Below are 12,778 nucleotides of genomic sequence, written 5' to 3' on the forward strand. Positions count from 1 at the left end.
GCACGTCTGTGCACCGGTGGCCCATGGGCCGCCGTGGTTTATCCACAGACCGCAATCAATCTTGTCTTGCATAGAGTTCTTTACGCCGTGCCGGATACATGATGGTGGTCAGCAGATCGGTGCTGACGCTGATGAAGATGACGAAGCTCGCCACCACCAGGAAGGCGCCGCGGATGGCGGCGTAGTCCTGCAGCGCTATGCTGCTCACCAGCCAGCGGCCGATGCCGGGCCAGTCGAACACCACCTCGGTGATCATGGCGGAGGTGAGCACGCTGCCAAGTTGCAGCCCCAGCAGCGGCAACACCGGGGGCAGGGCGTTCTTGAGCCCGTGACGCCAGACGATCTGGCGGCGGGAGAGTCCGCGGCTGGCGGCGGCCTTGATGTAGTTCTGTTTCATCACGTCGATGAGGGCGCTGCGCACGTGGCGGATCACCTCGGTGGTGGGCACCACGGCCAGCACCAGGGAAGGCAGTACCAGATGGCGCAGGGCGTCGTGCAGGGCCGCCTCCCGCCAGGGCTCCTGGCTCATCAGCACATCGACGATGGCGATCCCGGTGATGGAGGGCACGTCGTAGAGCAGGCTGAGCTGGCCAGAAGAGGGGAGCCAGCCAAGATCCAGGGAGAAGAACATCACCATCAGCAGCCCCAGCCAGAAGACCGGGATGGCATAGCCGACGAGGCCGGCGGCCATGATGGAGAGGTCCAGGCTGCGCCCCTGATAGAGGGCCGCCAGGGTGCCCAGGGGGATGCCCACCAGCAGCGAGATGGCGAAGGCGGCGAGGCAGAGGGTCAGGGTCGCCGGGAAGTAGTGACGGATCTCGTCGAGGACCGGCTGGCCGGAGACGCTGGAGAGCCCGAAATCCCCGGCGGCGATGCGCTGGAGGAAGTCAGGATAGCCGTGCCAGAAATCCAGCACCTGGGTGATGAGGCGAAACTCCAGGAGGTAGGCCCCCAGAGTCAGCACCAGAAGGGTGATCACCAGCAGGGTGATGCGGCGCAGGATATAGAAAAACATGCTTATGCCTCCTGAGGGCGGTGCGCCGATGGCCCGACGATGGAGTGGTTATCTGTCATGGTCACTCCCGATGGGCCTGGTTGAAGGTGGTGCCGCCAAAGGGCATCAGGGTCAGCCCCTGAATGTCGCTGCGACTCACCTGGGTTCTCAGGGCATGGGCCAGGGGGATGAGCGGCAACTGCTCGTTGAGCAGGGACTGGGCATAGTAATAGTTGCGCAGGCGGAAGGCGAGCTGCGGGGTGGTCACCGCATCGTCCAGCAGCTGATCAAACGCCGGGCTGCACCAGCGGCTGTAGTTGTTGCCCCGCTCGACGGCGGCGCAGCTCAGCAACTGGCGGAAGAAGTTGTCCGGATCCGCGTTGTCGGCGATCCAGCCCGAGAGCAGGCTGTCATATTGTCCATGGGCGAGCCGGGTCTCAATGACCGGCCAGGCCTGCTGCACTATCTTGAGGCTCACCCCAATCTTGGCGAAATCGCTGCGCATCAGTTGCGCCGTTTTGAGGCCGTCCGGGTTGTAGGGACGGGCGCCGGGTTGCACCAGCACCTGCATCTCGAAGCCGTTGGGGTAGCCCGCGTCCTTGAGCAACTGGCGAGCGAGCTTGAGATCCGGCTTGCGCTGGGGCAGGGAGGGGTTGTAGCCCCATGAGAGGGGCGGCAGCAGGCTGGCGGCGCTCTGGCCGGTCTCGAAATAGACTGCCTGCAGCAGATTCTGCACATTGATGGCGCTGGCGAGAGCCTGGCGCACCTGCACCTTGTTGAACGGGGCCTTGCGGGTATTGAGGGCGAGGAAGGCGACGTTCATCCCCGACTGCACCGACAGATCCAGGTGGGAGTCCTTGTCTATCACCGACAACTGGCTGGCAGAGGGGGTGCTCATCACGTCGCACTCGCCGGTCAGCAGCTTGGCAAGGCGCTTGGAGGATTTGGGGGTGATGTCGTAGATGAGCTGCTCCATTCTGGCCTCGCCGCCCCAGTAGCCGGGGTGACGCAGGTATCGCACGAACTCGTTGTGGCGATACTCCTTGAAGCTGAAGGGGCCGGTGCCGATGGGGCGGCTGTCCAGCAGCGCCGGGGTGCCGGCCTTTAGCATCTGCTCCCCGTACTCGGCGGAGAGCACGATGGCGTAGTCGCTGGCCAGGGTGGCGAGGAAGGAGGCATCGGGGCGGTTCAGCTCGAACACCACCTCATAGGACCCCTTCTTGTAGACCCGCTTGATGAGGTTGCCGAGCCCCAGGCTGTAAAAATAGGGGTACTCGCCGCCGGAGACGGCGTGGAAGGGGTGGTGTTCGTCCAGCAGACGCTGCCAGGTGAACAGGACGTCGTCGGCATTGAAGTGACGGGTCGGGCTGAACCAGGGGGTACGGTGGAAGGTCACTCCCTTGCGCAGGGTCAGGGTATAGGAGAGGCCGTCCTCGCTGCTTTGCCAGCGGGTGGCGAGCCCCCCTTCGATGCCGAGGGTGTTGGCATTGACCTCGAGCAGGCGATCGTAGATGGGACGGGCACTGGCATCCAGGGTCGCATCCGAATTGGCAAGCTGCGGGTTGAAGGTTCGGGGTGCCCCTTCGGCACAATAGATGAGCCCGGTTTTGGAGGCTTCATCGCGTTTCTGACAGCCGCTGACCAGGACCAGGAGACCAAGCAGCAGGGGGGTGAGCATTCTCATGTTGGAACCATGTTTTCAGACAAAGTTGCCCGCCAGGGGGCGGGCGCGTTGCGGGGGGCGGCCGGGCAGGCGCTCCCGTCGGGGGTGACGTGCGCCGCGTTATCCGCGCGCACAGACCCGGTGCAAGGCATCAGCCCGCCTCCTGGTTGCCACTGTTGTCATCCCCGTCCAGCAATTGATATTTGCGCAGCATCCCCCGGAACTGGTGATAGCTCAGGGCCAGCAACTGGGCTGCTTTGCGCTGATTATACTGGGATTGCTGCATCGCTTGCTTGAGTAAATTAATCTCGTACTCCGCTACCGCCCCTTTGAGATCCAGCGGCAGGGTCGGGATCGGGGCCGTCTCTGCCGAGGTCGGCGCGTCCGTGGAAGGGGCGGCGTCACCTCGGGCACGGGGGCGCCAGGGGGAGTCAAAGGGATTGAGCACCAGATCCGCCAGCGGCAGCTGGGGGTTGCCCTGGCGATAGAGGCTGCGCTCCACCACGTTCTTGAGCTCCCGAACGTTGCCCGGCCAGGGGTAATCTTGCAGCAGCTGGGTCGCCTTGCGCGAGAAGCCGGCAAAGAGCGGATACCCCAGCTCCCGGGTCATGCCGTGGGCGAAGTGCTCCGCCAGCATCAGGATGTCCTCGCGCCGCTCCCGCAGGGGGGGCAGGGTGATGACGTCGAAGGCGAGCCGGTCCAGCAGGTCGTGACGAAACCGTCCTTTTTCCGCCAGTGCTGGCAGATCCTCGTTGGTGGCGCACACCAGCCGCACATCCACCTTGAGGGGCTTGGCGCCGCCCACCCGCTCGAACTCCCCGTACTCGATGACCCGCAGCAGTTTTTCCTGCACCCGGGCGCTGGTGGTGGCCAGTTCGTCGAGGAACAGGGTGCCGCCGTCGGCCCGCTCGAAGCGCCCCTGATGGCGCTTGGCGGCGCCAGTGAAGGAGCCCGCCTCGTGGCCAAACAGCTCGGTCTCCAGCAGGCTCTCGCTCAAGGTGGCGCAGTTGATGGTGACAAAGCTTTGATCCCAGCGATCCGAGAGATAATGTAGGCGGTGGGCGATGAGCTCCTTGCCGGTCCCACGCTCGCCGATGATGAGCACGGGCTTGCGCAGCGGCGCGAGGCGCGATGCCTGCTCGATGATTTCTAGAAATGCGTTGGATTCACCCAACAGACTTTCCGTGGCCGTGGTCATCCCTGCCCCTGTGAGTTGAAAAATCTGGTTAATCTTACCAAAAGTTGGTTATTTTAATCATCACTTGTTTCCCCGGGACTTGAACTGCATTCTGAGTGCCCATATAAATCAACAAGTTAAATATTGTTCCAGATTGGCACACAAGTTGCCATTGTCAATGGAGACACAACCCGATGCCTATCACAGGAGTACAATCATGAGCATTTTTTCTCGCCTGGCCGACATCATCAATTCCAATCTGACGGCCCTGCTCGACAAGGCGGAAGATCCCCAGAAGATGGTGCGTCTGATCATCCAGGAGATGGAAGATGAACTGGTGAAGGAGCGCTCCAACCTGGCCCGCTTCCTCGCGAATCAAAAAGAGATCGGCCGTCAGGTGAGCCGCCATCAGGAGCGGGTCGCCGAGTGGCAGGGCAAGGCCGAGCTGGCCCTGACCAAGGGGCGCGAAGATCTGGCCCGTGCCGCCCTCATCGAGAAGAGCAAGCAGGCGGAGCTTGCCGACGCCCTGTCTCGTGAACAGCAGGCGGTGGACAGCGGCATCGAGAAGCTGGGGGAGGAGATCCGCCAGTTGGAAGCCAAGCTGGAAGACGCCCGTGCCCGCCAGAAGGCGATGGCCATTCGCAGCGAAGCCGCCAGCAGCCGTCTCAATGTGCAAAGCCAGGTGGCCCGTGGCGACAGTCAGGCCGTGGTGAGCAAGTTCGAGCGCATGGAGCGCCGCATCGATGAGATGGAAGCCCGCGCCGATCTGGGGCAGTCCGACAAGGCGCTCGCCCAGCAGTTTGCCGAGCTGGAAGCGGACGACCAGATCAGCCGCGAGCTGGAAGCCATGCGCCAGAAGCTGGGCCAGCACAATCCGGCACCGAAACAGGGAGAGTAACAGATGGCAGATCTGCTGGGTGTATTGATGGTTCCCATGGTGGTCTTCATGGTGGTGGTGGCCCCCATCTGGCTGGTGCTGCACTACCGCGCCAAGGGACGCATTGGCGCCGGTCTTGCCGATGGTGAGCGTGAACAGCTGCAGGGCTTGCTGGTGCGTGCCGAGAAGATGCAGGAACGGGTCGGCGCCCTGGAGTCGATTCTGGATGCCGAGGTTCCTGGTTGGAGAAACAAGGTATGACGGTTTTCAATGAGAGATGTCATGACCGTGGCAAAAAGCCGGAGCGTGCCGGAACCGTATTGGCGTCGATTCTGGATGCGGAAGTCCCCGGTTGGAGGAACAAGGTATGAACAGTGTCAGTCGTGAAGGGCGCAACCTGTACCGGGATCCCCAGCGAGGCAAGATTGCCGGGGTCTGTGCCGGTCTGGCAGAGTACTTCGGGGTGGAGACCTGGATCGTGCGGCTGCTGGCCATCAGTGGTCTCATCTTCGCCGGTTTCATCACCTTCACCGCCTATATTGCCGCCTGGTTCCTGCTCGACAAGAAGCCGGTCACCCTCTACTCCCAGGAGGATGCCGAATTCGCCGAGGTGCGGATGAAGGCGCGCAGCTGGCAGGCTGGCGTCACACCTCATCAGGCCCTTGCCCGCATCGGCCAGGAGCTGGATGCACTGGAGCCCAGGGTGCAGCGCATCGAGAAGCTGGTGACCTCCAAGGAGTTCACCCTGCAACGGGAGTTCAGCAAGCTCTAATCGTGCCGGGCCGCGAGGATACTGCCTCGCGGCCGTCTCTCTGATGTGATCACAAGGAGAAGAAGACCCGCCTTGATACGCAACAAACTTGAACACTCCTGGTCTGTGCTCCAGCACAAGGCCGTTGACGCGGTGAACCGGGCCCGGGATCGCCACATCCGGCTGGCGGTCACCGGCCTCTCTCGCAGTGGCAAGACCGCGTTTATCACGGCGCTGGTCAATCAACTGGAGCACGCGGCCATCGACGGTCGTCTGCCACTCTGGGACGCCCAGCGTCAGGGACGCATCCTCGGTGCTCGCCGGGTGCCCCAGCAAAACGCCCACATTCCCACCTTTCCCTATGAACGGGGCCTCGATGCCCTGTTTGGCGATCCGCCCGCCTGGCCCGCGCCGACCCGGGGGGTGGCCGAGGTACGCCTCGAGATCCGTTATCGCACCCGCCATCCGCTGCGTCGGCACCTGGGGGAGATCTCCACCCTCTATGTGGATCTGGTGGATTATCCCGGGGAGTGGCTGCTGGATTTGCCGCTGCTGGATCTGAACTACAAGCAGTGGAGCGAGCAGGTGCGGGAGCAACTGTGCCGCCCCGAGCTGCAAGCCCTGGCGGCAGGCTGGTTGACGCCGCTCTGGCAGGCAGATCAAGCCTTCGAGGAGCGGGCCGCCAGCGAACTGGCCGCCCGCTACACCGATTATCTGCACGCCTGCAAGCAGGATCTCGGGCTTCACCTCATCCAGCCCGGGCGTTTCGTGTTGCCCGGCGAGTATGCCGGTGCGCCGCTGTTGCAATTCGTGCCCTGGGTGTGGGAGATGCCCACGCACTCCCCCGAAGACGGCACTCTCTACGCCACCTTCAAGCAGCGCTTCGAGCAGTACAAGCAGCATCTGGTACAGGGCTTCTATGAGCAGCACTTTGCAGGCTTTGATCGCCAGATCGTGCTGGTGGACTGCCTGGCGCCCCTCAATGCCGGTGCCGCGAGCTTTGGTGACATGCAGCAGGCCATCGCCCGCATCATGGAAAGCTTCGCCTACGGCAAGAGCAACTGGTGGCGCCGTCTGTTCGCCCCGCGCATCGACAAGCTGCTGTTTGTGGCGAGCAAGGCCGATCACGTCACGCCGGAGCAGCACGGGCCTCTGGTGTCGCTCCTGCAGCATCTGGTGAGCCGTGGCCGGGGTCAGGCCCGCTTCGAGGGGATAGAGACCGAATGCCTGGCGCTGGCCGCCATCAAGGCCACCGAGGTGGGCAAGGGGGTGGCAGACGGACGGGAATTTCCCGCCATTCGTGGCACTACCCTCTCGGGCGAGCCCTTGCTGCTCTTCCCGGGGGAGGTGCCTGCCCAGATCCCGCCTGCGCAGTGGTGGAAAACTCAAGGGTTTGATTTTCAGGCCTTTCGCCCGCTGCCCATGAGCGCTCATCAGGCGCTCCCCCATATCCGGCTCGATGCGGCGCTGGAATTCCTGCTCGGGGATCACCTCGAATAACGGGTGGGTGGCCCGCTGTGCTCGAGGGGCGCCCACAGGAGAGAATGCGATGAACGATCAGACAAGATGGCGCACCGATGACGCCGCTCCTCTGCAAGGCAAGGTGACGCTGGAGCCCGCGCCTTCGATGGCAAGCGAAGCGAAGCCACCCGCCCCGGCCCGGCGGTTGGAAGAGGAGAGCTTCGAGCCTCTGGACGCGCTGGACGAGCTCACCGAGGTGGAACCCGCGCTTCACGTCAGGCCTCGGCGCCGTCATCGTCTGCTGGCCTGGGGGCTGGGCGGGGTGGGGCTGCTGTCCCTTGGCCAGTTTGGCGCTTTTCTGGTGGATCAGTTTGCCGCCTCCCCCTTCTGGGGCGGCGCCTGGCTGCTCGCCTCCGGCCTGGTGGCGGTGGGTACCGCCGGGGTGGCGGGGCGCGAATGGCTGCGGCTGCGCACTTTGAAGCGGCGCCAGGATGTGCGCTCAAGAGCCGAAGATCTGCTGGCCCACCAGGGGGTGGGTCAGGGGCAGGCCTTCTGCGAGGCCCTGGCCGAGAAGAGCGGTGACAAGGGGCGGGAAGGGTATCGCACCTGGCTATCCCAGCTTGACGAGAGCCACAGCGATCGGGAAGTGCTGACCCTCTACAGCCAGCTGGTGCTCACCGAGCGGGACAAGCTGGCCCAGGCCCGCGTCGCCAAATGGTCGGGGGAGGCCGCCGTGCTGGTGGCCCTGAGCCCGCTCGCCACGGTCGACATGATGCTGATGCTCTGGCGCAACCTGCGGATGATCGAGGACATCGCCGATGTCTATGCCATCGAGCTCGGCTACTGGAGCCGCATCCGCCTCATTCGCCAGGTGTTTCGCAACATGCTCTATGCGGGGGCCACCGAGCTGGTGACCGAGGTAGGGATGGATCTGCTGGGCGCCGAGCTGACCGCCAAGCTCTCCGCCCGCGCTGCCCAAGGGGTCGGGGCCGGGTTGCTCACCGCGCGCCTCGGGATGCGTACCATGGAAGCCTGTCGTCCGCTCCCCTGGTGTGCCGACGAGAAGCCGAAACTGGGCGAGTTGCGCAAGCGGCTGATCGGCCAGTTGGCGGGTTATCTCAACAAGTCGTGAGGTGGCTGGGATTCGATAGGGATGTCACAAATAATTTACAATTGTCAAAAGCAGCCGACCCCGGGGTCGGCTGCTTTTTTGAGGGGCAAACCGTTACAGTGATCCCATGACTCAACGGCCAGTGACCGCCCGGATGGCGGCTGGCACCCGAAGGATGGGAGCACTCATGGCAAGTCTCTACACGGCCCGCCAACCGGATGGGCAGGGCCGGATCCACTACACGGACGAGGAGCACGGCACTTGGCGGATCCTGATTGCACGCCAGCTTGCGGCGCTCGATGGCAAGGCCTGCGACGAATACCAGGCCGGGTTGGCACGCCTCGACCTGCCTCTGGACCGCATCCCCCAGCTGGGCGAGATCAACGCTGCCCTGATGCCCGCCACCGGCTGGTCGGTGGCGGCGGTGCCGGCCCTCATCTCCTTTGATCACTTCTTCGCGCTGCTCGCTGATCGCCGTTTTCCCGTCGCCACCTTCATTCGCCGCCGGGATGAGCTCGACTACCTGCAAGAGCCCGACATCTTCCACGAGATCTTCGGCCACTGCGCCATGCTGACCAACCCGGCCTTTGCCCACTTCACCCACCTGTATGGTCGGCTCGGACGCCATGCCAGCAAGGAGGAGCGGGTCTATCTGGCGCGGCTCTACTGGTTCACGGTGGAGTTCGGTCTCCTGCAGGGGGAGGAGGGGCTGCGCATCTACGGCGGCGGCATTCTCTCCTCCATCGGCGAGACCGCCTATGCCCTCTCGGGCAAGCCCGAGCTGCAACCCTTCGATCTGCTGGAGATCCTGCGTACCCCCTATCGCATCGACATCATGCAGCCGACCTACTTCGTGCTGCCTCGTCTCGATACCCTCTATGGTCTGGAGGGGCAGGGGATCATGGCGGCCGTGGCCGAGGCCCGTCGTCTTGGCCTGCGTCCACCCCGCTTTGCCCCTGTTGCCGGCCAGCAGGCGAGCTGACCCGTATTCATTCCCACGATGTTTCATGAAAGGAGTCCCGAATGACTGAACTGGCGAGTCAACGATGCGAGGCGTGCCGCGCCGATGCCCCCAGGGTGAGCGATCAGGAGCTGGGGGAGCTGATGCACCTTATCCCCGACTGGCAGCCCCTGGTGGTCAACGGCGAGCTGCAACTGCGTCGTGAATTTGTGTTTCGCAACTTCAAGGAGGGGCTGGCGTTCACCAACCGCCTCGGAGAACTGGCGGAGGCGGAGTTCCATCATCCGGCGATCTTGCTCGAATGGGGCAAGGTGACCGTGAGCTGGTGGACCCACAAGATAGGCGGCTTGCATCGCAACGACTTCATCATGGCAGCCCGCACCGACGGTCTGATGAAGTAACCGCCGTCTGGCGCCAACGCAGACAGGGCCTGCCCCGTGAAAGCGGGGCAGGCCCGCATTTTTGTGGGGGAGCGCTCGCACTGGCGGGATCGAGTCTGTATTATCCCGTTATTCAGAATGTTAGCTAGGAAGTGTGTGCCGAATGCGTCTTGAAGTCAGCTGTGAAGACCGTCTGGGCCTGACCCGGGAATTGCTCGACCGACTGGTGGAGCACAACATCGATCTGCGCGGCATCGAAATCGATACCTCAGGCATCATCTATCTCAATTTTCCCGAGCTGGAGTTCCGTGACTTTCAGCATCTGATGCCGGAAATTCGCCGCATTCCCGGCGTCTATGACGTCAAGACCATCCCCTACATGCCCTCCGAGCGGGAGCACCACGAGATAGAGGCCCTGCTCAAGGCGCTGCCGGACCTGGTCTTCTCCCTCGACAGCAAGGGGCGGGTGACCCAGGCCAACCAGGCCGCCCTCACCACCCTGGCGTTGCCACCGGACGAGGTGCGCGGCGTGGCGATCGCCTCCCTGGTCAAGGGCTTCTCGTTTGGCCGCTGGCTGGAGTCGGGGGAGATCAAGCCCCAGACCTGCAAGCTGAGCCTCGGTGGCGAAGAGTACCTGGGCGATCTGATGCCGCTGTTCGTGGCCGAAGAGAAGGGCAAGCAGGCTCTGGCCGGCGCCGTGGTGGTGCTCAAATCCGCCCGCCGGGTCGGCATGCACTTCAGTGCCCTGCACGCGGTGGAAGTGGGGGGCTTTGAGCACCTCCAGGCCGAGAGCCAGAAGATGAAAGAGGTGCTGGCCCAGGCTGCCAAGCTCGCGATGCAGGACGCCCCCTTGCTCATCGTGGGGGAGACCGGCACCGGCAAAGAATTGCTGGCCCGGGCCTGCCACGGCGCCAGCCTGCGCTCCAGCCACCCCTTCATGGCGCTCAACTGCGCGGCCATGCCGGACAACGTGGCCGAGAGCGAGCTGTTCGGCTATGCCCCCGGCGCCTTTGGCAACAACACCGAGGGCAAGCGCGGGGTGCTGGAGCTGGCCAGCGGCGGCACCCTGATGCTGGACGAGATCGGCGACATGTCCCCCCATCTGCAGACCAAGTTCCTGCGGGTGCTGCAAGATGGCGTGTTTCGCCGGGTCGGTGACGAGCAGGAAGTGAGGGTCAACGTGCGCTTCATCTGCACCACCCAGAAGCAGTTGCTGGATCTGGTCCATGAAGGGAAGTTTCGCGAAGATCTCTACTACCGCCTCAATGTGCTTAGCCTCAATCTGCCGCCGCTGCGCGAGCGCAAGGCGGACATCATGGCCCTGGCCCAGCAGTTCGTGTCGCGCTTTGCGAGCGAACTGCAGCGCCCGCGTCCGCGCTTTACCCGCAACATGGCCGAGTACCTCACCGCCTACCGCTGGCCCGGCAACGTGCGCCAGTTGCGCAACTGCCTCTATCGGGCCATGACCCTGCTGGAAGGGGACGAGATTGGACCCGAGCACGTGGACTTGCCGGTGGCGGCCGATGCCATGCCGCTCATCGACGAGTGGTTCGAAGGGGGGCTCGACGAGGCGGTGAAGCGTTTCGAGAGCCGCCTGCTGGAGCGGCTCTACCCGGCGTTCCCCTCCACCCGCCAACTGGCCAAGCGGCTCGGTGTCTCCCATACCGCCATCGCCAACAAGCTGCGCGAATATGGGATTGGCAAGAAGTAGTGTCGATGGACGGTGTCTGCCTGGGGCATTGAGTGCCTTGCAGGCGCGGCTGCGACACCCGGTGACGCAACCGTGCCACTTGCCTCTGGGGGCTGGCCACCCGGCTGGTAAGCTCGGTGCGGTGCCATGCAGGCACTCTCATCATGGGCGTCGGGTGATCCCGGCGCCGACCTTGACACTCTCGCGGGCACCATGTAGATGTTTTGTTACCTCCGGTTACTGATGTGGCTGGCGCCACTGTGCTGCATGCTGATGCTGGCAAACCAGGCCATGGCGGCAACCTCCGCCGAGGCGCGCAGCGACATGGTCGCCAGACCGTGCTCGATATCCTCAGTTACACCCGCTGGCCCAGCGAGCCCGCCAGACTTCGGCTCTGCATCACGGCGCCGACGGAATATGCGTCATCCCTTCTGACCATCGAACGGCAGGCCAATGGCCGACCGGTGGAGGTCCATCGCTACGACATGGACGATGAGGCGCTGATCCAGCGCTGCGATGTCATCTATCTGGGGGTGCTGGCACCGGCGCAGCGCCTCTCCCTGTTCGAACGCCTGCGCGGTCACGCCATCCTCAGCATCAGTGAGCAGAGCCGCGAATGCATCGCCGATGCGGTCTTCTGTCTGCAGGCCGGGGAGGAGAGGGTGCGTTTTCGGGTCAATCTGGATGCGCTGGCCCGCAGCGGTGTGCGAGTGCACCCGGCCGTGCTCAAGCTGGCGCGAGCCGATGAGGAGGTGCGATGACGGTCCATCACGCCACTCCCAGGCTTACCCTGCGACAGAGTCTGGGGCGCACCCACATGATGTCTCCCTGACTGCCGTCTGCATGGCCGGGCTGTTTCTGACCGTCACGGCGCTGCTGGCGCTGCGCCTTTATGCGGATCACAACCTCAAGCTGGTGGCGCGGGCCATCAGCTACACCACTGAGGCGGCCGTGGTCTTCCATGACAAGGAGGCGGCACTGGATGCCCTGGAGACCATCACCTCCCGGGAAGACATAGCCAGCGCCAGCATAGTGCTGCCGGACGGCCAGGTACTGGCGAGCTGGCGCCGGGACATCACCACCCCCTGGACCACCCTGGAGCAGCACCTGGCCCGCCTGATCCTGCCGGGGCCCGTGGCGCTCCCCATGGTGCGCGAGCACAAGGAGATAGCCAGGGTGCATCTGGTCGGTCACGGCCAGTACCTGCTGCGATTCCTGTTGCAGACCTTGCTGGCTACCCTGGTGTGCCTGCTCATCAGTATTCTCGGGGCACTCCATGTGGCGCGCCGGATGCAGCGCTCCATCACGGCCCCCCTCAAGGCCCTGACCGAGGTGGCTTACAACGTCAGCCGCCAGCGGGCCCTCAAGGAGCGGGTGCCGGCGGCCAATATCGCCGAGCTGCACGAGCTGGGTGAGGATTTCAATTCGCTGCTCGACGAGCTGGAAGCCTGGCAGGCCCACTAGAAGCGGGAGAACGCCAGCCTGCTGCATCAGGCAACCCATGATCCCCTGACCGGTCTGCCCAACCGCGCTCTGTTCGAGGCTCGCATGGAGCAGGCCATCCTGGCAGGCAACAAGGGGCATGAAGGTTTTGCCCTGCTCTATCTGGATTGCGATCGTTTCAAGCAGATCAATGATACCAATCGGATTAAACATTAGGTCAGTTTTATCCAATCTCGGCTACAAAGTGACATCACCCGCTCCACATCGGCA

Annotated in this window: 11 protein-coding genes and 2 pseudogenes; 10 read left to right on the plus strand and 3 right to left on the minus strand. The window is 63.8% G+C overall.

Annotated features, from left to right (window positions below):
- Positions 1-55: 55 nt before the first annotated feature.
- The 3 genes from PG896_RS10490 to pspF form a co-directional block, all read right to left on the minus strand.
- Positions 56-1,015: an ABC transporter permease gene (locus PG896_RS10490; protein ID WP_201872077.1), complete on the minus strand. Its 960-nt coding sequence runs from the start codon at positions 1,013-1,015 to the stop codon at positions 56-58.
- Between the two features lie 61 nt (positions 1,016-1,076).
- Entirely contained in the window at positions 1,077-2,672 is a 1,596-nt protein-coding gene (gene sapA / locus PG896_RS10495) for an ABC transporter substrate-binding protein SapA (protein WP_200164922.1), read from the minus strand.
- A gap of 136 nt (positions 2,673-2,808) precedes the next feature.
- Positions 2,809-3,855, minus strand: a complete 1,047-nt coding sequence (pspF, locus tag PG896_RS10500; RefSeq protein WP_161469905.1) for a phage shock protein operon transcriptional activator — start codon at positions 3,853-3,855, stop codon at positions 2,809-2,811.
- A gap of 196 nt (positions 3,856-4,051) precedes the next feature.
- Between pspF and pspA the strand changes: the two genes are divergently transcribed.
- From pspA to PG896_RS10550, 10 genes and pseudogenes are all read left to right on the plus strand, one after another.
- Complete coding sequence (gene pspA / locus PG896_RS10505) at positions 4,052-4,732, plus strand: phage shock protein PspA (protein ID WP_010674534.1); 681 nt, start codon at positions 4,052-4,054, stop codon at positions 4,730-4,732.
- A gap of 3 nt (positions 4,733-4,735) precedes the next feature.
- Positions 4,736-4,972 carry an envelope stress response membrane protein PspB gene (gene pspB, locus PG896_RS10510; protein ID WP_210538510.1) on the plus strand — a complete coding sequence of 79 codons (237 nt, stop codon included), beginning with the start codon at positions 4,736-4,738 and terminating at the stop codon, positions 4,970-4,972.
- A 106-nt stretch (positions 4,973-5,078) separates the two neighbouring features.
- Complete coding sequence (pspC, locus tag PG896_RS10515) at positions 5,079-5,483, plus strand: envelope stress response membrane protein PspC (protein ID WP_010674535.1); 405 nt, start codon at positions 5,079-5,081, stop codon at positions 5,481-5,483.
- 72 nt (positions 5,484-5,555) lie between these two features.
- The gene (locus PG896_RS10520) at positions 5,556-6,962 is read left to right on the plus strand and encodes a YcjX family protein (RefSeq protein WP_103858955.1); all 1,407 of its coding nucleotides are present in this window, start codon (positions 5,556-5,558) and stop codon (positions 6,960-6,962) included.
- 49 nt (positions 6,963-7,011) lie between these two features.
- A complete protein-coding gene (locus PG896_RS10525; RefSeq protein WP_201872075.1) occupies positions 7,012-8,055 on the plus strand; it encodes a YcjF family protein in 1,044 nt (347 codons plus the stop codon).
- A gap of 166 nt (positions 8,056-8,221) precedes the next feature.
- On the plus strand, positions 8,222-9,016 hold the full coding sequence (gene phhA, locus PG896_RS10530; RefSeq protein WP_201872073.1) for a phenylalanine 4-monooxygenase: 795 nt from the start codon (positions 8,222-8,224) through the stop codon (positions 9,014-9,016).
- 41 nt (positions 9,017-9,057) lie between these two features.
- Entirely contained in the window at positions 9,058-9,396 is a 339-nt protein-coding gene (locus tag PG896_RS10535) for a 4a-hydroxytetrahydrobiopterin dehydratase (protein ID WP_010674539.1), read from the plus strand.
- Between the two features lie 142 nt (positions 9,397-9,538).
- Positions 9,539-11,086, plus strand: coding sequence for a transcriptional regulator TyrR (gene tyrR, locus PG896_RS10540; RefSeq protein WP_010674540.1), 1,548 nt, complete (start codon positions 9,539-9,541; stop codon positions 11,084-11,086).
- Between the two features lie 198 nt (positions 11,087-11,284).
- Positions 11,285-11,826 (plus strand): annotated as a pseudogene (locus PG896_RS10545) (YfiR family protein).
- Positions 11,823-12,706: pseudogene (locus PG896_RS10550) on the plus strand (CHASE sensor domain-containing protein); the annotation flags it as partial. The pseudogenes PG896_RS10545 and PG896_RS10550, both read left to right, overlap by 4 nt.
- Positions 12,707-12,778: the final 72 nt, after the last annotated feature.

This window comes from Aeromonas sp. QDB30 (genome assembly GCF_027707645.1).
GTDB lineage: Bacteria > Pseudomonadota > Gammaproteobacteria > Enterobacterales > Aeromonadaceae > Aeromonas > Aeromonas caviae.